The 25,731-nt window shown below is 69.3% G+C and carries 19 protein-coding genes; 6 read left to right on the forward strand and 13 right to left on the reverse strand.

Annotated elements, in window-relative coordinates:
• The first annotated feature begins 113 nt into the window (after window positions 1–113).
• Window positions 114–1,505 carry a PLP-dependent aminotransferase family protein gene (locus tag EGT29_RS06825; protein WP_124688309.1) on the forward strand — a complete coding sequence of 464 codons (1,392 nt, stop codon included), beginning with the start codon at window positions 114–116 and terminating at the stop codon, window positions 1,503–1,505.
• Here EGT29_RS06825 and EGT29_RS06830 read toward each other — a convergent pair.
• Window positions 1,502–2,824, reverse strand: a complete 1,323-nt coding sequence (locus EGT29_RS06830) for an MFS transporter (protein ID WP_124688310.1) — start codon at window positions 2,822–2,824, stop codon at window positions 1,502–1,504. The two genes, EGT29_RS06825 and EGT29_RS06830, sit on opposite strands and share 4 nt — an antisense overlap.
• Before the next feature lie 157 nt (window positions 2,825–2,981).
• On the opposite strand from EGT29_RS06830, the gene EGT29_RS06835 reads away from it, so the two are divergent.
• Entirely contained in the window at window positions 2,982–3,683 is a 702-nt protein-coding gene (locus EGT29_RS06835; RefSeq protein ID WP_124688311.1) for a helix-turn-helix transcriptional regulator, read from the forward strand.
• Window positions 3,684–3,747: 64 nt separating this feature from the next.
• Here EGT29_RS06835 and EGT29_RS06840 read toward each other — a convergent pair whose 3' ends face one another.
• Window positions 3,748–5,694: a metallophosphoesterase gene (locus EGT29_RS06840; protein ID WP_124688312.1), complete on the reverse strand. Its 1,947-nt coding sequence runs from the start codon at window positions 5,692–5,694 to the stop codon at window positions 3,748–3,750.
• A gap of 199 nt (window positions 5,695–5,893) precedes the next feature.
• On the opposite strand from EGT29_RS06840, the gene EGT29_RS28435 reads away from it, so the two are divergent.
• Together EGT29_RS28435 and EGT29_RS06845 are read left to right on the forward strand one after the other, a co-directional pair.
• Window positions 5,894–6,034 carry a hypothetical protein gene (locus EGT29_RS28435; RefSeq protein WP_161567723.1) on the forward strand — a complete coding sequence of 47 codons (141 nt, stop codon included), beginning with the start codon at window positions 5,894–5,896 and terminating at the stop codon, window positions 6,032–6,034.
• A gap of 347 nt (window positions 6,035–6,381) precedes the next feature.
• Window positions 6,382–8,772: a hypothetical protein gene (locus EGT29_RS06845; RefSeq protein ID WP_124688313.1), complete on the forward strand. Its 2,391-nt coding sequence runs from the start codon at window positions 6,382–6,384 to the stop codon at window positions 8,770–8,772.
• Between the two features lie 19 nt (window positions 8,773–8,791).
• On the opposite strand, the gene EGT29_RS06850 is transcribed toward EGT29_RS06845, so the two are convergent.
• The 10 genes from EGT29_RS06850 to EGT29_RS06895 form a co-directional block, all read right to left on the reverse strand.
• Complete coding sequence (locus tag EGT29_RS06850) at window positions 8,792–12,457, reverse strand: hydantoinase B/oxoprolinase family protein (RefSeq protein ID WP_124688314.1); 3,666 nt, start codon at window positions 12,455–12,457, stop codon at window positions 8,792–8,794.
• Window positions 12,454–13,002, reverse strand: coding sequence for a winged helix DNA-binding protein (locus EGT29_RS06855; RefSeq protein ID WP_124688315.1), 549 nt, complete (start codon window positions 13,000–13,002; stop codon window positions 12,454–12,456). The genes EGT29_RS06850 and EGT29_RS06855 overlap by 4 nt, the downstream gene beginning before the upstream one ends.
• Window positions 12,992–13,363, reverse strand: coding sequence for a 2Fe-2S iron-sulfur cluster-binding protein (locus tag EGT29_RS06860; protein WP_124688316.1), 372 nt, complete (start codon window positions 13,361–13,363; stop codon window positions 12,992–12,994). Before EGT29_RS06860 ends, EGT29_RS06855 begins: the two co-directional genes overlap by 11 nt.
• Window positions 13,360–15,075, reverse strand: coding sequence for an FAD-binding protein (locus EGT29_RS06865; protein WP_124688317.1), 1,716 nt, complete (start codon window positions 15,073–15,075; stop codon window positions 13,360–13,362). The genes EGT29_RS06860 and EGT29_RS06865 overlap by 4 nt, the downstream gene beginning before the upstream one ends.
• Before the next feature lie 2 nt (window positions 15,076–15,077).
• On the reverse strand, window positions 15,078–15,860 hold the full coding sequence (locus EGT29_RS06870; RefSeq protein WP_370282826.1) for an ABC transporter ATP-binding protein: 783 nt from the start codon (window positions 15,858–15,860) through the stop codon (window positions 15,078–15,080).
• Window positions 15,853–16,713 carry an ABC transporter ATP-binding protein gene (locus EGT29_RS06875; RefSeq protein WP_124688318.1) on the reverse strand — a complete coding sequence of 287 codons (861 nt, stop codon included), beginning with the start codon at window positions 16,711–16,713 and terminating at the stop codon, window positions 15,853–15,855. The genes EGT29_RS06870 and EGT29_RS06875 overlap by 8 nt, the downstream gene beginning before the upstream one ends.
• A 130-nt stretch (window positions 16,714–16,843) precedes the next feature.
• Entirely contained in the window at window positions 16,844–18,724 is a 1,881-nt protein-coding gene (locus tag EGT29_RS06880) for an ABC transporter permease (protein WP_124688319.1), read from the reverse strand.
• 76 nt (window positions 18,725–18,800) lie between these two features.
• Window positions 18,801–19,928, reverse strand: a complete 1,128-nt coding sequence (locus tag EGT29_RS06885) for an ABC transporter substrate-binding protein (protein WP_161567724.1) — start codon at window positions 19,926–19,928, stop codon at window positions 18,801–18,803.
• 120 nt (window positions 19,929–20,048) lie between these two features.
• Window positions 20,049–22,166, reverse strand: coding sequence for a hypothetical protein (locus EGT29_RS06890; RefSeq protein ID WP_124688321.1), 2,118 nt, complete (start codon window positions 22,164–22,166; stop codon window positions 20,049–20,051).
• A 104-nt stretch (window positions 22,167–22,270) separates the two neighbouring features.
• Window positions 22,271–22,729 carry a DUF2501 domain-containing protein gene (locus EGT29_RS06895; protein ID WP_124688322.1) on the reverse strand — a complete coding sequence of 153 codons (459 nt, stop codon included), beginning with the start codon at window positions 22,727–22,729 and terminating at the stop codon, window positions 22,271–22,273.
• Window positions 22,730–23,016: 287 nt separating this feature from the next.
• Here EGT29_RS06895 and EGT29_RS06900 point away from each other — a divergent pair, with 287 nt between their 5' ends.
• Window positions 23,017–24,432, forward strand: coding sequence for an MDR family MFS transporter (locus EGT29_RS06900; RefSeq protein ID WP_124692248.1), 1,416 nt, complete (start codon window positions 23,017–23,019; stop codon window positions 24,430–24,432).
• A 235-nt stretch (window positions 24,433–24,667) separates the two neighbouring features.
• Window positions 24,668–25,060, forward strand: coding sequence for a DUF4168 domain-containing protein (locus EGT29_RS06905; RefSeq protein ID WP_124688323.1), 393 nt, complete (start codon window positions 24,668–24,670; stop codon window positions 25,058–25,060).
• Window positions 25,061–25,098: 38 nt separating this feature from the next.
• Here EGT29_RS06905 and wrbA read toward each other — a convergent pair whose 3' ends face one another.
• Window positions 25,099–25,698 (reverse strand): NAD(P)H:quinone oxidoreductase, encoded by a 600-nt coding sequence (wrbA, locus tag EGT29_RS06910; protein ID WP_124688324.1) that lies wholly within the window; start codon window positions 25,696–25,698, stop codon window positions 25,099–25,101.
• Between the last annotated feature and the right edge of the window lie 33 nt (window positions 25,699–25,731).

The following is a 25,731-nucleotide window of genomic DNA, read 5'->3' on the forward strand; positions in this document are numbered from 1 at the left end:
GCCACCTGTGTATGGGCTGTCAGTAGAGCATGGGCAGGTATCGGGGCCCAGATACGGTCCAGTACAATTCAAGATAACTGTTATGACTATTTGACCGATACAGTCGAGGTGCCATGAAGGGACAGGGAACGCGCATCGACGCCGTGATGGAGACGATCCGTTCGAGGATCGCCTCGCGCGCCTACCCGCCGGGGGCGCGGCTGCCCTCGGTGCGCGCGCAGGCCCAGGCCATGGGGTTGTCGGTCTCGACCGTGGTCGAGGCCTACGAGCGGCTGGTGGCCGAGGGCGCCGTGCGCTCCCGTCCGGGATCGGGGTTCTACGTTTCCGGGCCGGCGGCGCCCTTGGCCCTGTCGGAGATCGGCCCGAAACTGGATCGGGAAGTCGATCCGTTATGGATATCGCGCCAATCGCTGGAGACGGGCGATGCCGTGCCCAAGCCCGGCTGCGGCTGGCTGCCGCCGGCATGGATGTACGAGGACGGCATGCGCCGCGCGTTGCGAGCGCTGGCGCGCGCCGACGCGCCCGTGCTGGCCGATTACGGAACGCCGCTGGGCCTGCCGCCGCTGCGCCAGTTGCTGGCCCGCCGGATGGCCGCCACCGGCATCGAGGCCGCGCCCGAGCAGATCATGCTGACCGACTCCGGCACGCAGGCCATCGACCTCATCTGCCGTTTCCTGCTGGAGCCGGGCGATACCGTACTGGTCGACGATCCGTGCTACTTCAATTTCCATGCCTTGCTGAAGGCACACCGGGCGAAGGCGGTAGGCATCCCCTATACCCCGAACGGACCGGACGTCGCGGCTTTCGAGGCCGCGCTGCGGGACCATGCGCCCAGGCTCTACATCACCAATTCCGCCATCCACAACCCCACGGGCGCGACGCTGTCGCCCGTGACGGCGCACCGGCTGCTGAAGCTGGCCGACGGCTCGGGCCTGGTCATCGTCGAGGACGACATCTTCGCCGATTTCGAGACCGCGCCGGCTCCCCGGCTGGCCGCCTTCGATGGCCTGGATCGCGTGATCCACATCGGCAGTTTCTCTAAGACCGTCTCGGCCTCGCTGCGCTGCGGCTACGTGGCCGCGCGCGCCGACTGGATCGACAGCCTGGTCGACCTGAAGATCGCCACCACCTTCGGCAACGGACACCTGGCGGCCTCCGTCCTGCTCGCGGCGCTGACCCACAGCGGCTATCGCAAGCACATGGAGGAAGTCCGGCACAGGTTGGCCGAGGCGATGGACAAGACCGTTGCGCGGCTGCGCGCCATCGGCATCCAGCCGTGGCTCGTCCCGCAGGCGGGCATGTTCGTCTGGTGCCGTCTGCCCGATGGCGTGGATGCCGCCGACATCGCGCGTTCGTGTCTGAAAGACGATGTGGTCCTGGCGCCGGGCAATGCGTTCAGCCAGTCGCGCAGCGCCGCGGGCTTCCTGCGGTTCAACGTCTCGCAATCGGGCGACGGCAGGATCTTCCAGGTGCTGGCGCGCGCGCTGGAGGCGTGCCGCGGCTAGCGCGTAGATCCGGTGGACGGGTAGGCCTGTGCACGCGCCGCCCGGGGTGCGGTCTCCGGCATTTCCCGCAGGACGGGCAGCACCGCCAGCGCGACCAGCGCGATCATCGCCCCCGGCGCGGCGGTCCAGCCCGTGGCCTGGACCAGCCATTCCGCCAGGAAGGGCGTCAGCCCCCCGAACAGCGCGGTGGCCGCGGTCGCGCCCAGCGCCAGCCCGCTCAGCCGGCCTTCGCCGGGAAACTGCTCGGCCGTGGCGGGGGCGCCCACGGCGCTGACACCGCCGGCGACCAGCGCCAGCGCGACCGCGCCCAGGGCGACCTGCAAGATCGTGCCGTGCGCCATGTAGGTGAACATGAACAGCGGCAAGGCCGCGCCCAGGACCGCCAGTCCCATCAACATGCGCCGGCGTCCCAGGCGGTCCGACAGCGCGCCGGCCGCGGGCGTGACCACGATGACGGCCACGGCGGCGACGGTCGACAGCCAGAGCGATTCGCCTTCCGCGCGGCCGCCGGCCGAGGTCAGGAAGGCGGGCACGTAGGTGATGCCGACGTAGTAGGTGATGGAGCCCAGTGCCGAGATCGCGAAGGTCCGCAGCACGGCGGCGCGATGATGGGTGAGCGTGTGCAGGATGGGCGAGGCGGGGATGGTGCCCTGGCGCCGCTGCCTTTCGAAGTCCGGCGATTCCTGCATGGCCGAGCGCGCGATCCAGATACTGCCCGCCAGGGCCGCGCCGACGAAGAAGGGGATGCGCCATCCCCAGGCGTCGAGTTGGGAGGTATCCAGCAGGGCCACGGTCGCGGCCGACACCGCCACCGCCAGCAGCGCGCCGACTTCGCTGGCGGCCGACGCGAGCGACGTGACCAGGCCCCTGCGGCCGGGGCGCGCGCCTTCCAGCAGATAGGCCACCACGCTGGTGTATTCGCCGCCCACCGAGAATGCCATCAGGCAGCGCAGGACGAGCAGCAGCACGCCGGCGGTGGCGCCCAGGCTGCCGTAGGCGGGCAGCAGCGCGGTCGCCAGCATGGCGGCCGTCATCAGCGCCATGGACAGCAGCAGGGTCCGGCGGCGGCCGAAGCGATCGCCGATGTGGCCGAACACGAGGGCGCCCAGGGGCCGCATGAAGTACGAGACGGCGAAGCCGGCCAGCGTGGCCAGCAGCGACAAGTGGCCTCCGCCGAAGAACACGCGGGACAGGACCGTGGCGAAGTACAGGTACAGCGTGAAGTCGTACCACTCGACGATCGTGGACAGGGCGGCGATCGTCAGGGATCCGCGCGAGATCTCGGGGGCCGGGGTGGGGCCGCTGGCCGCCGCCGGCATGTCAGGAAAGAGGAGTCGTGGCCATGTTCCCGGGAATGATATAGGGATGGCCGGTTCCTGGAAACGCGGGACGTGTCTCACGATGCTTCGATCCGCGTCGAAGCATCGCGGGCCCGCGCGGCGTTACGCTATCCGCTTGAACGAAGGAGCCCGCGCCATGCCCGAGCACGCCGAGATCGCCGCCACCGCTTCCCTGATTGCCGAGCCGGCCCGCACCGCCATGCTGGTGGCCCTGCTCGATGGCAGCGCCCGGCCGGCGGGAGAGCTCGCGCATGCCGCCGGGGTGACCGCGCAGACGGCCAGCACCCATCTGGCGCGCCTGGTGCAGGGGCGGCTGCTGGTGGTGGAGACCGAGGGACGCCATCGCTATTACCGGCTGAACGGGCCGGAGGTGGCCCAGGCGCTGGAACACCTGGCCGGCGTCGGCGGCCCCGCCTCCGCGCGCCGGCCACCGTTGGGCAAGCAGGCCCGGTCGCTGCAGTTCGCGCGCTGCTGCTACGACCACCTGGCGGGGCAACTGGGCGTAGCGGTGGCGCAGGCCTTGCAGCGGCATGGCTACGTCATCGCGCAACCGGGAAAGCGCTGCGGGATCACGCCGGCCGGGGAACACTGGTTCAGCGGCATGGGGCTGGACGTGCGGACGCTGCGGCCCACCCGTAACGGGCTGGCAAGGCTGTGCCTGGACTGGACGGAGCGCACGCATCACGTGGGCGGTCCGCTGGGCGTGGCGATGCTGGCGGCCTTCTGCGAGCGGGGATGGCTGCGGCGCACGCCGGGATCGCGGGCCTTGACGCTGACGCCGCCTGGGCGGATCGCGCTCAGGGAACAGTTGGGGGTCGAGGTTGAGGACGCCAGCTAGCTTCTCTACCCGGCGGCGTTGCCAGCGGCGGCAGGCGTGCCGCCGCTGGCAACGCGCGCCTGGCCTAGCGCGCCACCACCGCGAACGCCCCTTCCTGGTCGACCCGTGCCCAGTAGGCCGATTTCGTGGCGTCATAGCCCACGGCTGCGGCGCACGAGGCGTCGACGTCGGCGGGCAGCGCGGACAGGAACGCGGCCTGGTAGGGTTGCTTGCTGATGCACGAGGCCGGCGCCAGCGCGATCCACTTGCCGTCCGCATCGCGGCGCGCCAGCGTGGTGGCGGCGGCCTCGGCGCCGGCGGGCAGCGCGAATTCCAGCACGTAGGTGTCGCCGCTCTGGTCGGCGCCGAGTTCCCACTGGCGCGTGGCGTGGGCCGGCAGTTGCACCGGCAGCTTGCCGCTTTCCGAACCGTCGCCGTAGCTGCCCGGCAGGCCGGTGGCGGTCGTGATGTCCTTGGCGCGTCCCCACGGATCGATGTAGGTGCCGGTCTGCCCCGCGATGCCGCTGACCCACAGCACGTCGGACACCGTGTCCTTGCCGCGCTCCTGCCAGTTCAGCGCCACCAGCTTCTTCAGGTCGATGGTGGTCGCGCGGACCTCGATCTCCTCGTCCGGCGTGCCTTCGCCCACCAGCCGCGCGCGCTGGCTGTTGTTCAGGTTGCGGCTGAAGCTCTCGTCGCTGATGAACATGTAGCGGTACATCATGGACAGCATTTCCATGTTGCTGCCGGCATAGGAATAGCCCGGCGTGGCGCTCATGCCGCGGGTGCGGGTGTCGTAGCGGTTGAAGCTGCGGTTCGTGCCGTCCAGCAGGCGCGCGCGATGGCCACTGGCCGAGGCGCAATAGCTGGTGCGGTAGGACGGGTCGTAGGCGCTGTTGCGCTGGATGTCGGCGGGCACGCTGCCGGGGAATACGACCTTTTCGCAGCGCTGCGTGGAGCGTACGAACCGGTCCAGCAGTTTCCATTGCGGCGTGGCGAGTTCCTTGGGGCCGTCCTCGTTGCGCGTGACCGAATGCGTGGCGAAATACGATCGGTAATCCAGCATGCCGCCCTGGATGGTGAAGATCGAGGCATTGGCGTCGACGAAGCCGGTGTCCTCGTGCTGCACCTTGTGCATCAGCACGCTCTGGATGCGCTCGTGTTCGCCGAAGCGCGTCTCGTAGCCCTTGTAGGCGGAGTCGCCCGAGATGATCTGCTGGAAGCCCAGGTCGGAGTCGTCGCGGATGAGGCTGCGCGCATAGTGGTGCTCGTGGCCCGAGACGTAGATCACGTCGTGCTCGGCGAACAGCTTGCGGTACTTGTCGTAGGCTTCGCGGAACTTGACGTCGTTGACGATGGCCAGGCTGCCGTCGACGATGTTCTCGCGCACCAGGCCGTAACGATTGCCGGCGAAGGAGTTGTGGGTCTGGAGGATGATGTGGTCGACCTTGCCGCCGTGTTCCCTGACCATGCCTTCCACGAAGTCGTAGGCCCGTTCCAGCCAGCCGTACGAGATGTTGATGAACAGCACGTTGTCGCGCACCAGCGCGTAGTTCTTGTAGGCCGAGCCGGGCATGTGCTGCGCGTCGGCGGGGATGAAGTCTTCCACCGTGTCGTACCAGTCCTGGTCTATGCCCTTGGGGTCGTGGTTGCCCATGATGGGCAGGATGGTCATCCTGCCCTTGTACTGTTCGGCCAGGCCGCGCCACAGCGCGTACTCGGCCGGCGTGCCGTTCTCCACCAGGTCGCCCACCGCCAGGACCACGTTGACGCCCGATTTGGCGTACAGGTCCAGGATGGCTTTCATGGGATGCAGGGCGACGCCGGAGTCGCCGCCCTGGGTGTCGGGCAGAATGCCGACACGCAGCGTGGGCGTGACGGGTTCGGTCGGTGTGCCCGGTTCGGTCGGCGTGCCGGGATCGGTCGAAGCGGAGCCGTCTCCGCCCCCGCCGCAGGCGGCCAGTGTGGACAGCACAGCGAGCGTCAGGGCGGCAGCCGCCCCGCGCCCGGTCTTGGCGATACGTATGGACATCGTTTATTCCCCCGAAAGCGGCGCAGCTTAGGGGGAGGATGTGACCGCGTCATTGCTGCGGCCGCGAGGGGGACGACCGCTCCTGGCATGCCTGCGTCGTTCGCATAATTGCGAATAAAGGGAGGATGCTGTAACGTGTTTAGCAATTAGAATCAATTGCAAAGCCTGTATGAGCTATTACAGCGAGACGGAAAGGCCGTTGCTCAAGCGGTTTCTGCGTGTCTTCGTCGCTTTCCTGGCCGTGTGTTTCCTGAACGCCGCGATCCTTCGCCTTGCCTGCCATGCCGGCGGCGTGCCGGAGTCCCGGCTGCTGTCCAGCTTTGCCGTGGGGTGCCTGTAAAGGCACGGTCTATCCAGGCGCCGCGCTACCTGACGGCGTGGTCATCCCTGGCCGAGTCTCGTCTTCTTCTTTTACGCTCGACGCTATATACCACCAGCAGCGCACAGGCCAGCCAGATCAGCAGAACTTCCAGAAGCATGGGTTCCATCCAACATCGAAGTTAGGGCGATTGCCCTGCGATGATAGTGGGCGCTTCCACATACTGCCAATTGATTAAACCAAATGCAGCAATAGGGTTTGCCTTGATTGCCTGCGCGCAGTCCAGGGGTCGCCCCCCATTTGAGTGATGTGATGGTTCTGCCATAACGATATCCTCGGACGTAGTGGCTTTTGTCCGGTTCGACATCATGGATATCCTGTATTTCCCCCGTTTTTGCGTGTTGCGCGGCGTGGCCGTGCTGGCCGCCGCGGGCTGTGCCTGGCCGGCGCTGGCCGCCGATTCCGGCGCGCTGTTCCGCCAGCTTGGCCAGATGATCGAGCAGACGGGCCGGGCCATCGCCGAGGACCAGCGTCGCCAGGAAGAGCAGGAGCAGCGCGCCGCCGAGAACGCCCGCCGAGAGGGCGAGCAGCAGGCGCAGCGGGAACGCGAGGAGGCTGCCCGGCAGCGGCAGCAGCAGGAGGCGGTGCGGCAGGAACAAAAGCAGAGCTTGCAGGCGCTGGCACCGCCGCCCGAGTACCAGGGCCGCATCGTAATCCACAAGCGCCTGCTCGGCATGCAGGAAGCCGGCAGCGCCCGGCCCGATTTCGACATCACGGCGCGCGGCACCGCCAGTATCTCGCCCGATGGCGCGTGGCTGGCCTTCGAGGCGACGGACGGGCAGATCATGTTGCGCGATGCGGCCTCGGGCAAGGACCGCGCGTTGCCGACACGCGTGCCGTCCGGCCAGTCTTCCCGCACGCTGGCCTTCGTCGGCAACGAGGCGCTGCTGGTCAGCGACCTGAAGAACGGTTCCGAGCTGGTCGACCTGCAAGGCAATTCGCTGCGTACGCTGCCGCCGGGCGGGTACTTTCCGTGGCCGAAGGAGGTGGGCGGACGCTACGTCGTCGAGCATTTGCGGATGACCGAATTCGACAAGGGACGGCGCTGCCTGGGGGTGAACTACTACGATGCCCGGGGGGCCGAGCAGGGAGGCGTGTCGGTGGATGATGCCGACGCTTGCGCCGCTCGCATCGACGACCAGGGCCGGCAGGAGTTCTTCGCGCAGAAGGACGGCGTGGTCAGCTATTTCGTCAACGGCGCCAAGGCCGGCGAATTCCGGGGAGATGACCGGAGGCCGGCGGACCAGTACAAGCGCCTCGACTATCGATGGATAGGCAACACGCCCTATGCCTATTCCGAGATGGGAGACTGGAGCAACCCGTCGCATCGCCTGCGGGTGTGGGACGTGGCCCAGGGGAAGATGCTGTGCGAGCTGCCCGGGCACGTTTTCGGAATCCCGTATGCCGACAAGAAGGGCAACCTCGTCATGGCCCAGCCGGCGGTACGGCTGAGCCTGCCCGCCTGTTCGATGGTGCGCGTCGGCAACGGCAACGAGCGGCTCCACTCCTGGGGCGAACAGGCCTACCTGCACGACGAACAGACCGGCACGGTCGACGTCATCGATACCTCGACCTGGCAGCGCCGCGCCACGTTGCAGACGCTGCACCGCAAGTCGCCGCAGGATAGTTCGTATTCCGGTGCGTTCCAGGAGCGGCCGGGGCACCCGGACCAGGTGCTGGTGACGTCGTATGCGACCTCGTCCCGGATACCGGCGCAGCTTTTCGACACGAAAACCGGCCAGTTGCTGCGCACCCTGCCGGCAGGCAGGTTCCAGGCGGGATACATCATCCAGCAGGACCTGCTGACCGGCCAGTCGTACAACTGGCGCACGCGTCTCTGGCGCTTTGCCTACGACGACGGCGCGGGCAAATCGGCCGCGGTGTTCCTGGCCGCCTTGACGAAGGACAAGTTCGAGACCTCGGTCGAGTACCGGAAGCGGCTGGCCGCGCTGACGCTGCCGCACACGATGAAGGTCGCGCTGCAGGACTACGACGCGGACCGGGGCATGTTCATCGGCACCTGGCGCGACGTGCCGGTCATGGTCCCGCTGCCGCCCGCGCAGGCCCGGCAGTTCGCCGACGCGACGGCAATGAGCGTGATGGGCGAGCTGCGCGTCATCGACGAGGACTACCTGGAACTGCGCAATGCCAGCGTGACCACGCCGGCCGGGCAGGCGCTGACGCTGGTGCTGCCCGACGGCCCCGCGCCCAAGGCGCAAGCCAGGCCGCAGGCGGCGGGCGCGCGCGATGGCGGCTCGGCGCAGGCAAGTTCGGGGGCCCCGGCGGCACGGGCTTCCAGTGGCCAGGGAAGCGGTGGGCGTTGCACGGGGACGATGGCGCATCTCGCCCCGCAACTGCGGCCCTACACCAACCCCCTCCTGGCCGAGGTCCGCAAGGAAGCCTTGCAGATCGACATCGCCTCGACGCTGGCCAAGGTGAAGGCAGGCGGCGGCAATGCCGAGGTGCTGCGCCAGCAGGCCGATCAGTCCGACCAGGCGGCGCGCGATTCGGCCACCACGGCCAACCAGAGCGACGGCGGCGGCAACAGCATCACCAGGGCCGACAACGGCACCTTGCCTTTGAACTGGCCGTGCGAGGGCATTCATTCGTCGGCCGTCTGCAACTACATCACGATGCGCTGGCAGGCCCTGCTGACGCGAGAGATCGCCAGCCTGTACGCGACCTGCCAGGGGGGCTGAGGCCGGCCACGGGCCGCGGTCAGGCTTCCCCGTAGCCTCCGCCTCCCGGCGTCTCGATCTCGACCCGGTCGCCCGCCCGCAATTCGGCGCGATCCGCGTGGTCCAGCGGTTCGACCCGCCCGTCGGCACGCAGCACCCGCGCCAGTCCCGGCGCGCCAGGCTGGCCGCCGCGCAGCCCGAAGGCAGGATGGTGCCAGCCGTTGGCCAGCAACGACACCGTCATGGGCTCCATGAAGCGCAGCGTGCGCACGCCGCCGTCGCCGCCGCGCCACCGGCCGTCGCCGCCGGAGCCGTGGCGGATCTCGTAGCGTTCCAGCCGCACCGGGAAACGCAACTCCAGCACTTCGGGGTCCGTCAGCCGGGAATTGGTCATGTGGGTCTGCACCACCGACGTGCCGTCGAAGCCGCCGGCCAGGTTGCCGGCTTCGTCGAAGCGGCCGCCCGCGCCCGAGCCGCCGGAAATGGTCTCGTAGTACTGGTGGCGGGCATTGCCGAAGGTCAGGTTGTTCATGGTCGGCTGGCTGCTGGCCATGATGCCCAGCGCGCCATACAGCGCGTTGGTGACGCAGGTGGAGGTCTCGACGTTGCCGGCCACGACGGCCGCCGGATAGCGCGGGTTCAGCATCGAGCCTTCGGGAACCACGATGGTGAGCGGCTTCAGGCCGCCCGCGTTCATGGGGATGTCCTCGTCCAGCAGCGTGCGGAACACGTACAGCACGGCGGCGGAGGTGACGGCGCGCGGGGCGTTGAAGTTGTTGGGCAGTTGCTTTGACGTGCCGGTGAAATCCAGCGTGGCGCTGCGGGTGGCGTGATCCACGGTGACCGCCACCCGCACCTGCGCGCCGTTGTCCAGCGATACCGCGAAGCTTCCGTCGCGCAGGCGGCTGATGGCGCGGCGCACGGATTCCTCGGCGTTGTCCTGCACGTGGCCCATGTACGCCTGCACGACGGCCAGGCCGAAGTACCGCACCATGGCCATGAGTTCCTCGCGGCCCTTTTCGTTGGCGGCCACCTGGGCGCGCAGGTCGGCGATGTTCTGGTCGATGTTGCGCGCCGGATGCCGAGCGCCGGCCAGCAGCTGCCGCATCTCGGCCTCGCGCAGATGGCCGTCGCGCACCAGCAGGAAGCTCGTGATCAGTACGCCCTCGTCGTCGATGGTGCGCGAGTCGGGCGGCATGGATCCGGGCGTCAGGCCGCCGATGTCGGCGTGGTGGCCGCGCGAGCCCACGTAGAACAGCACGCGGGTGCCGGCCTCGTCGAAGATGGGCGTGATGACCGTGACGTCCGGCAGGTGCGTGCCGCCGGCGTAGGGATCGTTCAGCACGTAGGCGTCGCCGGGCCGCAGCGTGCCCTGGGTGCTGTCGATGACGGCCCGTACGCTGGCGCCCATGGATCCCAGGTGCACCGGGATGTGGGGTGCGTTGGCGACCAGGTCGCCCCGCGCGTCGAAGATCGCGCACGAGAAATCCAGGCGCTCCTTGATGTTGACCGAGTGCGCGGTGTTCTGCAGGCGCCAGCCCATCTGCTCGGCGATGGACATGAACAGGTTGTTGAAGATTTCCAGCATCACCGGGTCGGCCTGCGTGCCGACGGCGCGGCGCTCGGGCCGGGGCACGGCGCGTTCGAGCACGATGTCGCCGTTCGCGGTCGCGGTGGCGCGCCAGCCGGGATCGACCACGGTGGTCGCGTTGGCGTCGGTGATGATGGCGGGGCCCGCGATGACGTCGCCGGCTCGCAGGTCGGCGGCCGCGTAAAGCGGACTGTCCTGCCAGGCGCCGGCATGGATGGCGGCGCTGTCGCGGGCCTGCAGCCTCGTGCCGGCCTTGCGCGCGGGACGGTCGAACCAGGCGGCGCGCGCGCCCTGGGGGCCTTCCTCGGCGGTGGCCTCGGCCAGCACCGAGTCGATCACCAGCGCGCGGCCGGGCATCAGGAAGGCGAAGCGCTGCCGATAGGCGCGCTCGAATTCGGCCAGCATGGCCGGAGTCTCGCCCAGCGGGACCGGCAGCGCGGTGTCGGTGCCCTCGTAGCGCAGATAGGCCCGTTCGGCGATGCGCAGGTCGGCCGCTTCGCAGCCCTGGGCCTGGAGTTCGCCCTTGGCCGCGGCGCCCAGTTCGTCCAGCACCCGGCGCGCCTCGGCGCGGCCGGCGTCGTCGAAGCGGCGTTCCACCGAGCGTTCCCGCACGGCGGTGGCGACGGCCAGGCCCATGCCGTAGGCGGACAGCACGCCGGCCAGCGGATGGATCAGCACGCGCGGCATGGCCAGCGCGTCCGCGACGGCGCAGGCATGCTGGCCGCCGGCGCCGCCGAAGGTGGTCAGGGTGTAGCGGGTGATGTCGTAGCCGCGCTGCACGGAAATCAGCTTGATCGCGTTGGCCATGTTGGTGACCGCGATCTCCAGGAAACCGTGCGCCAGCGCCTCGGGCGTGGTGGCGCGGCCGGTGCCGAGCTCGACTTCGCGGGCCAGTTCGGCGAAGCGCGCGCGGACCACCTCGGCGTCCAGGGGCTGGTTGCCGTCGGGGCCGAACACGGCGGGAAAGTGGTCGGGCTGGATGCGGCCCAGCATCACATTGGCGTCGGTGACGGTTAGCGGTCCGCCGCGCCGATAGCAGGCGGGGCCGGGGTCGGCGCCGGCCGATTCGGGGCCCACGCGCAGCCGCGTGCCGTCGAAGCGCAGGATGGATCCGCCGCCGGCGGCCACAGTGTGGATGCTCATCATGGGCGCGCGCAGCCGCACGCCCGCCACCAGCGTGTCGAAGGTGCGTTCGTATTCGCCGGCATAGTGCGATACGTCGGTCGAGGTGCCGCCCATGTCGAAGCCGATGATGCGGTCGAAGCCGGCGGCGGCCGAGACGCCGGCCATGCCGACGATGCCGCCGGCCGGGCCGGACAACACGGAGTCCTTACCCTGGAAGGCGCGAGCGTCGGTCAGGCCGCCGCTCGATTGCATGAACTGCAGGCGCACGCCGGGCAGGGCGGACGAGACGCGGTCCACGTAACGGCGCAGCACGGGCGACAGATAGGCGTCGACCACGGTGGTATCGCCGCGCGCGACGAAGCGGATCAGCGGCGAAACGGCGTGCGAGACGGAAACTTGCACATAGCCGAGTTCGCGCGCGATCGCCGCCACCCGTAGTTCGTGCGCCGGGTTGCGGTAGCCGTGCATGAGCGCGATGGCGATGGACTGGTAGCCTTGCGACCGGCCTTCGGCCAGGGCCGCCCGGGCCTGCGCCTCGTCCAGTCCGGCCACGACGGCGCCGTCAGCGGCCAGGCGTTCGTCGATCTCGGCCACGTGGCTGGAGAGCTGTTCGGGCAGGATGATCTCGCGGTCGAACAGGCGCGGCCGGTTCTGGTAGGCAATGCGCAAGGCGTCGCGAAACCCGCGGGTAACGGCCAGCAGCACGCGCTCGCCCTTGCGTTCGAGCAGGGCGTTGGTGGCGACCGTGGTGCCCATGCGTACGACCTCGATGCGGTCCGCGGGTACCGGTTCGCCCGGAGCCAGCTCCAGCAGGCGCCGTATGCCTTCGACGGCGGCATCGTCGTAGCGGCCGGGATTCTCGGAAAGCAGCTTGGCGGTCGTCAGCGAGCCGTCGGGCCGGCGCCCGATCACGTCGGTGAAGGTGCCGCCGCGGTCTATCCAGAATTCCCAGCGGGCGTTGTCGGCGGGAGAGGGGGAGGCAGTATTCATAGCGATGAGGCCGCGCGAGCGGCCTGGTCATAAAGGCCCGACAGCATGCGCAGGCGCCGGGCCACGTCGGACAGGGAAGCGCCGTCGGCCAGTTCGCCTTCGACGCTGGCAAGCAGGCAGCGGCCCCGGACGGCGCGGAAGCGGTCGATCAGTGCCGCGCCTTCGTCCGTGGTGGCGTAGAGCACTTCCTTGCCGCTCTTTTCGCCGCGCACCAGGCCCATGCCTGCCAGTTTCTTCAGCGAGTAGTTGATGACGTGCGTGTCTTCGTAGTTCAGGGTGAAGCAGATGTCGGCCAGCTTCTTGCCTCGTTCCCGATGATGGACGTGGTGCAGCACGAGCACGTCCGTGACCGCGAGGTCGGCCGTGCCGGCCGCCGCCATGCAGCGCACGATCCAGCGGCTGAACGCGTTGTGGGCGATGATCAGTCCGAACTCGAGTTCGGACAGCTCCGCATGCGGGCCGGTGGCCAGGTGCGCCGAGGACAGGATGCGCAGGCGTTCGCCGGCCTCGTCGGGCGCGCCCGGGCGCCGGCGGTCATTCGTCATCGTCGTCGCTCTCGCCGGCGAACAGGCGTTCCTTGGGGGGAGCGATCTCGGTCACGAGGTCGCGCACCAGCGGCTTGTTGGGCAGGGGTTCGACCGTGTGCGAGCTGCCAGGCTCCAGCTTGGCCAGACAGGCATACACGACCTTGCCGTCCAGGCGCATCATGCATTCCTTGCAGGCATTGGCGTTGATGCAGGCATAGCGGAAGGCCAGCGTATCGTCCTGGTGCGCGCGCACCCAGCGCAGCGCGTCCAGCAGCGATGCGGCCGCCTGGGGCGGCACGTCGTACTCGACGACGCGGGCCTCGGTATCGGCGCCGGCACGCCGGATCTTCAGGCGGATGGAGTCGTTGGGCGATGTCATGCGATGTCCTCCTGCCGGGCCTCGAGGCGCTGGACGGGCTGGGTGGCCAGCGTCCATTGGCCGTCGCGCCAGGCGATGGTCTGGTTCAGCGTCCAGGCGTCTTCCTGCCCGGGGTGGTCTTCGCGCTGGTGGGCGCCGCGGCTCTCGCGCCGCGCCAGCGCGCAGCGGGTCACGGCCTGCGCCACCAGCAGCATGTTGCGCAGGTCCAGCGTATCCAGCCGCACCGGGTCCTGCGGTCCGCCGCCCGGCAGATCGCTGCCGGCCCGCGTCCGCAAGGCTTCGAGTTCGCCCAGCGCCTGCCGCAGGCCAGCCTCGGTCCGGAAGGGTCCGACGTGGGTCTGCATCAGCGCCTGCAATTCCTCGATCAGCGACGCGGCATTGAGCCCGTCCGGCTCGCCGTGGCGCGGCGCGAGGCGTTGCAGCCAGGGGCGGGCCAGGGCCTCGAGTTCCTCCAGCGACGGCGGCTCCGGGCAGTTGGCGGCGGCGACGCGGCCGGCCCGCAGGCCGAAGGCGATCGCCTCGGTGATGGCGTTGCCCGACAGCCGGTTCGCGCCATTGGCGCCGCCCACGGCCTCGCCCGCGGCATACAGGCCGGGGACGTCGGTGGCGAGGTCGGTGTCCACCCGGATGCCGCCCATGTGATAGTGGGCGATGGGCGCCACTTCTATCATCTGTTTCGTCAGATCGATGCCCGCCTTGGCCAGCTTGTTGATGATGGGGCCGAAGGCCGCGCGCAGCGTGTCTTCGGGCACGTGGCGGAAGCTCAGCCACGCGCCGCCAGCCGGCGTGCCGCGGCCGGCCTCGACTTCCTTCAGGATGGCGTAGGTCGCGGCGTCGCGGGTAGTGGTATAGCCCTGGCCCTCGGCCGCGTTGCCGTAGCGTTCGACGAATTCCTCGCCCTGATTGTTCAGCAGCTTGCCGCCCAGCTTGTAGCGGAAGGGATCCCACATGATGGGGTCGAAGCCGACCAGGCGCGGCGCCAGGTGGCCGATGGGGAAGAACTGCACGAACTCCATGTCGATCAGCCGGGCGCCCGCGCGCAGGGCCAGCGCGAAGCCGTCTCCGCCCATGTTGAGCGAGGCGCTGTTGCGGCGGTAGAGCCGCGTCAGGCCGCCGGTGGCGATGATGGTGGTCCCGGCCCGTATCAGGACCGGATCGCCGGTGCCCAGGTGCAGCGCCACCGCCCCGACGACACGGCCGTCCTTGCGCAGCAGCTCCACCACCAGCAGGTCGCCCACGCGCCGCACGCCGGCCTCGCGCGCGGCCTGCGCGCGCAGGGTCTTGGCCACGGCGGGGCCGGTGTTCAGGTAGTCGACGTAGACGCAGCGGGGGCGATCATGGCCGGGGGCGCGGGTCTGCGCCATCCGCTCGCCGTCGCGGGCCCAGCCCACGCCCCAGCGGTCCAGCAGGCGGATCGCGTCCACGCCTTCCTCGCACAGCAGCCGGGCCAGCGGTTCGCTGCACAGGCCGCGGCCGGCCGCCAGCGTGTCGCGCAGATGATGCTGCCAGTGGTCCGGCCCTTGCTCGCCCAGCGCGGCGGCCACGGTCATCTGGGCCATGATGGTGGCGCCGCCGCGTCCGATCAGGCTGCGGTCGGCCAGCAGCGCGCGCTTGCCTGCCTGCGAGGCGGCGATCGCCGCGCTCATGCCGGCGCCGCCGGCGCCTATCACCAGCACGTCGGTTTCCAGCGTGTGCGGGGTGGGGTGGGACATGTTCATTCTCCGTTGGGGGCCAGGGCCCCCTCCAATTCCCGGGCCGGGGCCTCGGCGCCCAGGTAGGCCTGCTGCACGGCGGGGTCGGCCGCGAGATCGGCGGCATTGCCTTGCAGCACCACGTGGCCGTGCTGCAGCACATAGGCCCGGTCGGCCAGCTCCAGCGCGATGCGGGCATTCTGTTCGACCAACAGGATGGTCTGGCCGGACGCCTTCCAGCGGAACAGCACCTCGTAGACGGCATCGACGAATTTCGGCGACAGGCCCATCGACGGTTCGTCGATGCAGACCAGCCGCCCGCGCCGCAGCCACGCGCGGCCCAGGGCCAGCATCTGCTGTTCCCCGCCCGACAGGGTGCCGGCCAGTTGGCCGCGCCGCTCGGCCAGGCGCGGGAAGGCCTGGAACACCTCGTCCAGGTCGGCGGCCACGGCGGCCTTGTCGTGGCGCCGCGGGTAGGCGCCCAGCAGCAGGTTCTCGCGCACCGTCATGTCCGGAAAGACGCGGCGCCCCTCGGGCACGCTGGCCACGCCGAGATCGATGACTTCGGCGGGCGCCAGGCCCTGGATCTCGCGTCCGTCCAGCAGGACGCGGCCGCTGGACGGGCGGGCCAGGCCCAGCACCGACTTGAGGGTCGTGGACTTGCCCGAGGCGTTGCCGCCCAGCACGGAGACGACCTCGCCGGGCTGGACGTGAAGGCTGACGCCGAACAGGGCCTGGACGGCGCCGTAGTGCACGTCGACGGCGTCCAGCTGCAGCAACGGGGGGGAAGTGGGTAGCTCAGCCAAGATGGGCATCCGAGTTGACCGGCCGCCTGCGCGCGCGGCCGAGGTAGGCTTCGACGACTTCGGGATGGTCCAGGGCCTCGGCCGGCGTGCCGGTGGCCAGTATCCGCCCCTGGTTGAGGACGATGGCGTGATCGGCGATGCGGCGCACCAGCGACAGCTTGTGCTCGACGACCAGGATGCCGAGCTGGGGCTGTTCCGCGCGCAGCGCGAGCAGCAGGTCGGTGAGTTCGGCGGTCTCGCTGGGATTCATGCCGGCCGCCGGTTCGTCGAACAGCACGAAGCGCGGCCGGGCCGCCAGCACGCGGGCCAGTTCCAGGCGCCGGCGGTTCGCGTACGAAAGACTGTAGGCCGGCTGGTCGCGCCGTGGCCAGAGCCGTTCGCCGAAGCGTTGCAGGGCCGCGCGGGCGCGCTCCTGCGCCTGGGCGCGGCGGCGGCGCCAGGCGGGCAGGCCGAGCAGTTCGCCGGCGATCTCGGTCAACGGATCGACCAGCCGCGCGGATCCCGTACGGCCCAGCAGCCCGGCCTGGGTGCCCAGCATCACGCTGTCCCACACGCTCAGGGCGGGGAACACGCGCGAGGTCTGGAAGCTGCGGCCCAGGCCCAGCCGGGCGATGCGCTCGGGGGCCAGTCCGTCTATGCGGCGGCCGTCCAGGAAGACATGTCCCGACGACGGCTTTTCGACCCCGCTCAGCAACTGGATCAGGGTCGACTTGCCCGCGCCGTTGGGGCCCACCAGCGCCACGGTCTGTCCCGGACCGACGGTGAAGCTGACGTCGTCCACCGCCTTGACGCCGCGGAAATGGCGGCTCAGGCGTTCCACCCGCAGTCCTTGTTGTTCATCGCGAGTCGTCATATCAGTCGTTCATGGCAAAGGGGAGTCCGTTGCGACGTGTGTTCCGATCGAGGGCACAGCGGATCCGGCTTTGCCGGTCCGCCAGTGCCGCCCCCTTGAGGGGGCGCGCGTAGCGCGTAGGGGGTGGGTTTCATCTTGCTCCGAGGAGGCCATGCGGGCGCAGGCGCAGCATGATCAGCAGCGCGACCCCGTAGGCCACCATGCGCCATTCGGCGAAGGGCCGCAGCAGTTCGGGCAGCAGGGTCAGCGCGAAGCCCGCCAGCGCCGCGCCGGTCAGGTTGCCCAGGCCGCCCAGCACCGCGATGGTCAGCAGCAGGATGGAGGCGCTGACGGTGAAGCTCTCGGGACTGACCACGCTCTGCACATAGGCGAACAGGCCGCCTGCCAGACCCGCCAGCAGGCCGGAACAGGCGAAGCCCGCGAGCAGGTAGCGGCGCACCGGCAAGCCGGCGGTGTGCGCGGCCAGCCTGTCCTCGCGTATGCCGCGCCAGGCCCGGCCCACGCCGGAGTCCAGCAGGCGCTGCGCCAGGAACAAGGCGATCCCGGCCACGGCCGCCACCAGCCAGAACTTGCCGGCCAGGCTCGACAGCGGCAGTCCACCCAGCAGCGCCAGCCTGGGCGCGGGGATGCCGATGAACCCCATGGGGCCGCGCGTGACGTCCAGCCAGCTCATGAACACCAGGTAGCCGATCTGCCCGACGGCCAGCGTGCCCAGCGCGGCCGTATGGCCGCTGAGCTTGAGCAGGGGCAGGGCGGCCACCACGGCCACACAGGCGGTGACCGTGGCGGCGCCGATCAGCGCGGCCTCGGCCGGCCAGCCGAAGTTGCGGGCCAGCAGCCCCACCGCGTAGGCACCCACACCGTAGAAGGCCGTGTGCCCGATGGACAGCACGCCCAGCGCGCCCGAGACCAGCGTGACGCTGGCCACCAGCAGCGCGAAGATCATGGCGTAGACCACGGCCTGCAGGAAATAGGCGTTCTGCGTGAGCGCCGGCAGCAGCGCCAGTACGGCAGCCACCGCCAGGAAGCCCCAGGGCGGGAGTTCCCAGGCGCGCACGGCGCCGCGCTGGCTCGAGGACGAGGCCAGCACGCTGGTGGTCGGCATGGCGCCCGCCGCGCCGCTGGCGCCGCCCAGCGCGTCCAGGCGTCGGTCGCCCAGGAGCCCGTGCGGCCGGAACACCAGGAAGACCAGCACCAGGCAGAAGGCCACCAGGTCGCGTGATCCTTCGCCGATGTAGGCGCTGGCCAGCGTTTCCACCACGCCCAGCAGCAGGCCGCCCAGCACCGCTCCCGGCGTGCTGGTCAGGCCGCCCAGCAGCGCCGCCGCGAAGCCCTTCAGGCCAAAGGGCAGCCCCATCTGCGGGAATACGCTCTTGAAATAAAGCGCGACCAGCACGCCGCTCAAGGCGCCCAGCGCGCCGGCCAGGGCGAAGGCCAGTTGCCGCACGCTGCCGGTGCGCACGCCCAGCTGCGCCGCGGCGTCGCGGTCCTGCGCGGTGGCGCGCAGCGCGCGGCCCCACCACGAGCGCGACAGGAACAGCGTCAGGGCCAGCGTGGCCAGCGCGCCGAAGCCGAAGATCAGCAGGTCGGTGCTGGTGATGTAGGCGTCGCCGAAGTAGTAGGTGGCTTCATCGAACGACACGGGGAAGGACTGGCTCTCGGGCGACCAGATGATCTCGGCCAACTGTTCGATGATGAGGCTGATCGCCAGGGTGGACAGCACGGGGGCGATGTAGGGCGCGTTCTCCAGGGGGCGCAGCGCCACCCGTTCGAGCAGCATGCCGAGCAGCGCGACGATGAGCACCGATCCGGTGGCCGCGACCGGCAGCGGCAGTTGCAGCACGGCCACGCCGGTGAAGGCGATGAAGGCGCCCAGCATGAACAGCGCGCCCTGCGCGAAATTGATGAGGTTGGAAACGCCGAACACCAGGGAGAAGCCGAGCGCGATCAGGGCGTAGACCTGGCCGATGGCCAGGCCGTTCAGAATCTGGCTGGCGAATAATTCGAGCATGGGAGTGAGTGCGGTGGCCGGAAAAGGCTGCGCCGGCCGCGCCGTGAGGCGGGCCGGCGGCAGGCGCTGAAGGAAATTACTTGCTCAGTTGGAATTCGCCGTTGCGGATCACCAGGAAAGTGGGCGCCTTGCGGACGTTGCCGTTCTCGTACTTGGTCACGCCGGTCACGCCCTCGTAGGGAGGGCCTCCCGCCAGTTCGTCGCGCACGCTTTGCCCGGTCAGCGGCTTGCCCGATTGCACGACACGGCGGATGGCGGCCACGCCCACGCCGGCCGCGTCATAGGCCAGCGCGGCGAACTGGTCGGGCGTACGGTTGTACTTGGCGCGATAGGCATCGGTGAAGGCCTTCTTGGACGGATCGCCGGCGAAGAAGATGCTGTGGACGACCACGCCCTCGGCGGCCTTGCCCGCCAGCTCGATGAACTTGGGCGAGGTCAGCGGCACGCCGCCGCCCACCGGGATGTCGACGCCGGCCTGGCGCAGTTGCTGGATGAAGATCGAGGCTTCCTGATAGGGCAGGGCCAGGAAGACGCCGTCGGGCTTGAGCGACTTGATCTTGCTGACCAGCGGCCGGAAGTCACGGGCGCTGGGCATCACGGCCTCGGTCAGCAGTACCTTGCCGCCGTCCTTCTCGATCGCGGCCGAGGTGGCCTTGACGGTGAACAGGCCCCAGTCGTCCTGCGAGTACGGGATGACGATGCGGTTGGCCTTGAGCTGCTTGTGGATGGTGTCGGCGTTGTACTGGGCCAGCACGTCGTCGGTATTGTTCTGCCGGAACTGATACGGGCTTTGCTTGCTGAAGTCCGGGTGCGACGAGGTGGGGCTGATCTGGGCGATCTTCGCCTCGGTGAAGATGGGCGCCGCCGCCAGCGACGCCGTGGTCGACCAGGAACCGATGGCCAGCACCACGCCGGGCGTGGCCACGATCTTGCGCGCCACGGTGGCCGCTTCCTGCGGCGAATTGCGGTCGTCCTCGACCACCAGCTTGACCGGGCGGCCGTTGACGCCGCCGTCGGCATTGACCTTGTCCAGATACAGCTCGACGGCGTTCTTGAAGCTCGTGCCGTATTCGGCGAAGTTGCCGGACAGATGGGTGAACAGGCCGATGGTGATCGGCGGTTCCGCGGCCAGGGCGGGAGCGGACAGCAGGCCGGAGACGGCAGTGGCCGCCAGCAGGCGGCGGAAGGGGAGTCGCGTCGGCACGTTGATTCTCGGTCGTTGATGAAAGAAAACGGCACCGCAACGTCGAGATCGGCGCGTTGTGGCTCGACGCAAACGTTATGCTTTCATCAACAAAACATCAACGTATTGTTACTAATAAGCTTATATCGCCAGGACGGCATCCAGCAGGCCCGCGCGCCAGGCCAGCCAGGCCAGGGCGATCACGGCCAGCGCGATGGCGACGCCCCAGGCTTTGCCGTGCCGTTCGGCGAAGGGGTCGCGCAGGTTGCGCCCCGCGTCCGGCGGGATGCGGGCCATGCGCGACAGCGAGCCGCCCAGCTTGACGTTGATCTTCATGCGGCCATTGATAGCCCAGCCGCTGGCATCCAGCAGCGGGCCCAGACTGCGCTGGCGCAGCTTGAGCCATGCGATGAGCACGCTGGGACCGGAAATACTCAGGACGATGCCCAGCAACGCCACCGGTATCCACCAGCCCAGGTCCACGAACTTGGTGAAGACCGCCACCAGCACCGTGCTGATGCTGCCCAGGGCGACGCCCAGGGCGGCCACGGTCCCGACGTCGACCTTGCCCGGCGTGGCGGGCCGGGCATCGCCGTCCTTCCTGTCGGCGGTGACCAGGTTGGCTGCCAGCGAGCCCAGCTTGCCCTGCGCCGCCGCGTCGCTGGCGGCGGCGCGCTTGGCCACCTGTTCCTCGATCATGCGCACGAACTTCTTGTACGGCGAGAAGAAGGCCTGCGCGATGCTGGTGGGATTCTCGATGATCTTGACGATGGTGGCGTCCCAGTCCCGGCCCTGGCGGTCGTAGAACACGCCGTTGCGGCCGACGAAAAGAAAGTCCACGTCGCCCGCCGTGATCGCCGCCACGATGGTGATCTTCTCCCCTGGCCGGCGGCAATCGCAATAGACGAGGTAGGCCTTGGCCAGGCCCGCCAGCGCGGCATGGCGCGCGGCGTCGTCGACGCGTACCGTCAGGTCGCAGCTGCGTGCGTCCAGGTACAGGGTGCCGGCCTGGAAGACCGCTCCCTCGCGGCGGTAGAAGTCCTTGAACGAGACGAAGTTGTCTAGCAGGTGGACGAGGTCGCGCTGGAAACGCAGCAGCTTTTCCAGATCACCCATGCGCGTGGTGCGCGGTTCGATCTTCTCGTCGGCGTCGAGCAGGGACTTGATCGCGGCCTCGGTGCCTTCGTCCAGCATGGCCATGAGGTCCGCCATGGCCAGGGCGTCGAGCCTTGTCGCGGGCTTGGCGGCCAGCCAGTTGCGCGCCGGTTCGAGCCGTGTGGTCAACTGCACCCAGGCCGGTTCCGCCAGGGTGTCGAGCGTCGTGCCCAGCAGGGGCTCGGCGGCGTGGACGCGGAAGGTATCGAGCGCCTGGGCCCAGGCGGGATTGACGCCTTCGCGCAGCGGCAGCGGACGGTCGGCCGCGACGGCCGCCAGCGGCAGTTGGGCGATGTGGTCGGAACCCAGCGTCAACGCTTCGTCGTACAGCTTGCGGTATTCCTCTTGCGACGGATTCAGGGCCAGGGCCGCGCGGCGATCGTAGGCCGCCAGGCGGCAGCGCGCGTAATAGTCGTCGATCTTGGCTTGCACCGCGTTCACGGCCTGGACCGCCGCGAGGGTATCGTCGCCCAGCGGCACGACCGAGGGGGCGCCCGCCACCTTGTCGCGCCATTGCCGGATCGCCGCGGCCTCGGCGGAGAAGGCCTCGACACGCGCCCGGTCTATGCCCGGCCTGGCGTCCAGCCCCTCCACGCTGCCGTGGGTTTCCATGATGTGGCGGATGGCCGCGCGAGCCGCGGGCGTCTCCGCGGTTTCTTCCGTGATGATGCCATCGCCGTTGAAGCGCATGGCCGCCAGCAGGCGGCTGCGGTCGGCGACATCGGCCAGGCCGATGACGTCGCCCGGCTTGCGCAGCAATTGCAGGATGTGGCGGGCTTCCTCGGCCAGTTGCGCGCCTGGATCGCCGTCGGACAAGGCTTCCAGCGCCAGTGTGTCGCCGCCTTCCAGCAGCCGGTCCGGATCGCGTAGCCGTTCGCATGTCCAGCGGCAGGCGGCCAGCAGTTCCGGAGGCCGGATGCGGCCATCGGCATCAGTATCGATCAGGTCCAGGGTGCGGGGATCGAACTCGATGCCGCGCGTGGGGCAGGCCAGCGCCACCCACAGTTTCTGGTCCAACTGGTCGAGATGGCACACATCGGCGCCCGAGCGGATCGATACCTGGTCGACGCCGCCCGCGCGGAAGAATTGCCAGGCATGTTCCATGTACGGCCGGCTCCGGGGCGAGTCATGCGGATGGGTCCCGCGCCCTTCGCATTTTTCATGCCTTGCCGTGGATCAAGGCATGGAACTGGCCGTTCGTGCCGGCCTTACAGCAGCGACTGTCCGTATTCCAGCACCTGGTCGCAGACTTTCTCGGTGATCTGCTGCTTGAGCCCGCCGCCGCCCAGTTCCATCTTCTGTCCGCTGTTGCCGCCCAGGATGCCGCTCAGGCCTTCGCGATAGCCGGGATCGGACTGGGCCTGCTGTTCGCCGCCCAGCTTGCCGAGCAGCTTGTCCTTGACCGACGCGGCGCCGCCGCCCAGGTAGTTGTTCTTGGCGCAATAACTCAGGATGCCCGTGATGTTGCCGGTGCCGACCGAGCCCAGCGACGGCATGGATGCGCCACCCAGGCCCCCCAGCAGCGAGCTTCCGCCGCCCGAGGATTGCTGGCCGCCACCACCGCCCAGCGCGCCCTTGACGGAATCCAGGAGCTGGGCCTGGGCGGTGGCGGCTCCGAGGAGCAATCCCAGGGCCAGGGCGGCGAGACGGGGGGCGGTGGTCGACATGTTTGATCTCCTTGACGGCTTGGATGGTCCGGCGCGGGCCCGGGGCCCGTGGCTGGAAGCTGCTCAAGCGTATACCAGGACGGTGACGCGAACCAGTTGCCGATACCGATGCTGACAACAGGTTGCCGATCCCGATCCTGACAAGCGGCTGACATGCCGCATTTCCGGGATCCTGCCCCGTGCTCTACACTCGTCCGGCCCGCCCGAGCCACCCCTTACGCAACGGATTCCGCATCGTGTCTTCCGCCGCATCACGTTCCTCGCGTCCCCTCGTCATTGCCTCGGTGATGGCTTCCATGTTCATGATCGCGATCGAGGCCACCATCGTGGCCACGGCCATGCCGCAGATCGCCGGGGACCTGGGCGGGCTGAAGCTGTACAGCTGGGTGTTCGCGTCCTTCCTCCTGACCCAGACCGCAATGACCGTGGTCTTTGGCAAGCTCTCCGACATCTACGGCCGCAAGCCGATGATGCTGGCCGGCATTGCCGTGTTCCTGCTGGGTTCGGTGCTGGCGGGCTTCGCGTGGTCCATGCCCTCGATGATCGTCTTCCGGCTCATCCAAGGCATAGGGGCGGGCGCGATACAGCCGGTGGGCATGACCATCGTGGCCGACCTGTATCCGGTGCGCGAGCGTGGCAAGGTCCAGGGGTACCTGGCCAGCGTGTGGGCGATTTCCGGCGTGCTGGGGCCCATGCTGGGCGCGCTGATCATCCACCAGTTCTCGTGGGCATGGATCTTCTGGATGAACGTGCCGCTGGGTCTTCTCGCCACGGCGGGTTTCGTGTTCTTCCTGCACGAGGAGCGCGAACGGCGGCCGATGTCCATCGACGTGACCGGGGCCGCACTGTTCACGGCCACCGTGGCGGCGCTGATGATCGCCCTGACCGACGCCGGCGACGGCCTGGCCTCGCGCGCGTGGATGGCTGCGGGCGCCTTCGTCGTCTGCCTGGTGCTGTTCGTGCTGCAGGAGCGGCGCGCCGAGCATCCCGTCGTGTCCTTCGCCTTGTGGAGCCGGCGCCCGGTGGCCGCGGCGAACGTCGCGATGCTGCTGGGCAGCATGGTCATCATGGGGCTGACGACCTTCCTGCCCATGTACGTGCAGAGCGTGCAGCACCGCACGCCCGTGGTGGCGGGGCTGGCGCTGACCATGATCATGGTGGGCTGGCCGCTGGGGTCCACCGTGGCGGCCAAGGTGTTCCCGCGCTACGGCCTGCGGCCCATGCTGCTCCTGGGCAGCATACTCGTGCCCATCGGGGCCTGTGCGTTCCTGCTGCTGAGGCCGGACAATTCGCCGGTGCTGGCGGGCGCGGGCTCGCTGATCGTGGGCCTGGGCATGGGCTTCATGGGCGTCTGCTCGCTGGTGCTGATCCAGGAGATCGTGGATGTGTCCGATCGCGGCAGCGCGACGGCTTCCAACATCTTCGCGCGCAACCTAGGCAGCACCCTGGGCGCCACCGCGCTGGGCGCGGTATTCAACTTCGGGCTGGCGCGGGCCACCAGCGACGCGCCCATCTCCTCCGAACAGCTCAAGCACGCGCTGGAGTCCGCCGGCGCGAACCCCGTCATCCAGGCCGCCATGCAGGACTCCTTGCACATGACGTTCTGGGCGGTGTTGGTCATCTCGCTGCTGGTGATGGCGGCCACGGTCTGGATTCCTCCGACTTCCGTGGGCCGCGTCAGCCGTTCCGCCGCCAAGATGTAAGCGTCGGCATCGGCGCCGGCAACCGGCAACGGCGCCGGGAACGCCGGCGGCCTTCGGCCCTCGGCCCCGGTGCGGGGGCGCATCCGGGCTCGTCCATGTTCGGGATGCCGTCCGCGCGGCGCGTGGATGTTACGGCCTGTGAGGCCGATGGCGCCTTCTCGCATACATACGGCAACCCGGCGCGCCGCCTGGTTTTGGCAGGATGGTGGCACAGGAACCCCATTTGGAGATTGCCATGAAACGAAGCTATGTCCCCGCCGTGGGCGCCTGCCTGATCGCGATGGCGTCGGCCGCGATGGCGCAGGCCCCGCAGCAGGCCCCCGCGCCCGATCCCTCGCAAGGCGCGATGCCCGCGCAGCCCCAGCCCGCGGCCAACGTGTCGGACGATCAACTGCGCAAGTTCGTGAGCGCGGCCCAGAAGGTGGCCATGATTTCGCAGGAGTACACGCCTAGGCTGAACTCCGCGACGGACGCCGCGTCGCAGCAGCAGGTGCACAAGGAGGCCGACGACAAGATGGTCGACGCCGTGCATCGCGAAGGCTTGACGGTGGACGAGTTCAACGGCATCGGTCAGGCCGTCGAGCAGAATCCCAGCCTGGCCCAGCGCGCGCGCGACATGGCCAAGTAAGGGCATCGCGGGCATGCGCCCGCGATGTTCACGAGCGGTCAGCCGAACAGCTTGTTGGCAGTACGGGCCACCAGTTCCCCCTGGAAGCGCGCGCCCGCCAGATCGGCCGCCGAGGGCTGGCGCGAGCCGTCGCCCCCGGCGATGGTGGTCGCGCCATAGGGCGCGCCGCCGACGATCTCGGTCAGGGTCATCTGGCCCTGGTAGCTGTACGGCAGGCCCACCACCACCATCCCGAAGTGCAGCAGGTTGGTGATGATGGAGAACAGCGTCGTCTCCTGGCCTCCATGCTGCGTGGCGGTGGAGGCGAACGCCGCGCCCACTTTCCCGTTCAACGCCCCGCGCGCCCACAGGCCGCCGGTCTGGTCCAGGAAGGCGGCCATCTGCGAGGACATGCGCCCGTAGCGCGTGCCGGTGCCGATGACGATGGCGTCGTAGTTTTCCAGCTCGGCCACCGTGGCCACCGGCGCGGCCTGGTCCAGCTTGAAGTGGGCATTCTTGGCGACGTCGGCCGGCACGGTTTCCGGCACGCGCTTGACGTCCACCTGGGCGCCCGCGCTGCGCGCGCCCTCGGCAACGGCCTCGGCCATTTTCTCGATGTGGCCGTATGACGAGTAATAGAGAACCAGGACCTTGCTCATGGAACCTCCTCGGAGCGCTGCGTGGGCGACCCA

Origin of the sequence: Pigmentiphaga sp. H8 (assembly GCF_003854895.1) — a bacterium.
Taxonomy (GTDB): domain Bacteria; phylum Pseudomonadota; class Gammaproteobacteria; order Burkholderiales; family Burkholderiaceae_B; genus Pigmentiphaga.

Excerpts from the sequence above, each read along its gene's own strand:
- EGT29_RS06825 (WP_124688309.1), top strand. The coding sequence starts at position 114 with ATGAAGGGACAGGGAACGCGCATCGACGCCGTGATGGAGACGATCCGT.
- EGT29_RS06830 (WP_124688310.1), bottom strand. The coding sequence starts at position 2,824 with ATGCCGGCGGCGGCCAGCGGCCCCACCCCGGCCCCCGAGATCTCGCGC.
- EGT29_RS06835 (WP_124688311.1), top strand. The coding sequence starts at position 2,982 with ATGCCCGAGCACGCCGAGATCGCCGCCACCGCTTCCCTGATTGCCGAG.
- EGT29_RS06840 (WP_124688312.1), bottom strand. The coding sequence starts at position 5,694 with ATGTCCATACGTATCGCCAAGACCGGGCGCGGGGCGGCTGCCGCCCTG.
- EGT29_RS06845 (WP_124688313.1), top strand. The coding sequence starts at position 6,382 with ATGGATATCCTGTATTTCCCCCGTTTTTGCGTGTTGCGCGGCGTGGCC.
- EGT29_RS06850 (WP_124688314.1), bottom strand. The coding sequence starts at position 12,457 with ATGAATACTGCCTCCCCCTCTCCCGCCGACAACGCCCGCTGGGAATTC.
- EGT29_RS06855 (WP_124688315.1), bottom strand. The coding sequence starts at position 13,002 with ATGACGAATGACCGCCGGCGCCCGGGCGCGCCCGACGAGGCCGGCGAA.
- EGT29_RS06860 (WP_124688316.1), bottom strand. The coding sequence starts at position 13,363 with ATGACATCGCCCAACGACTCCATCCGCCTGAAGATCCGGCGTGCCGGC.
- EGT29_RS06865 (WP_124688317.1), bottom strand. The coding sequence starts at position 15,075 with ATGTCCCACCCCACCCCGCACACGCTGGAAACCGACGTGCTGGTGATA.
- EGT29_RS06875 (WP_124688318.1), bottom strand. The coding sequence starts at position 16,713 with ATGACGACTCGCGATGAACAACAAGGACTGCGGGTGGAACGCCTGAGC.
- EGT29_RS06880 (WP_124688319.1), bottom strand. The coding sequence starts at position 18,724 with ATGCTCGAATTATTCGCCAGCCAGATTCTGAACGGCCTGGCCATCGGC.
- EGT29_RS06890 (WP_124688321.1), bottom strand. The coding sequence starts at position 22,166 with ATGGAACATGCCTGGCAATTCTTCCGCGCGGGCGGCGTCGACCAGGTA.
- EGT29_RS06895 (WP_124688322.1), bottom strand. The coding sequence starts at position 22,729 with ATGTCGACCACCGCCCCCCGTCTCGCCGCCCTGGCCCTGGGATTGCTC.
- EGT29_RS06900 (WP_124692248.1), top strand. The coding sequence starts at position 23,017 with ATGGCTTCCATGTTCATGATCGCGATCGAGGCCACCATCGTGGCCACG.
- EGT29_RS06905 (WP_124688323.1), top strand. The coding sequence starts at position 24,668 with ATGAAACGAAGCTATGTCCCCGCCGTGGGCGCCTGCCTGATCGCGATG.
- wrbA (WP_124688324.1), bottom strand. The coding sequence starts at position 25,698 with ATGAGCAAGGTCCTGGTTCTCTATTACTCGTCATACGGCCACATCGAG.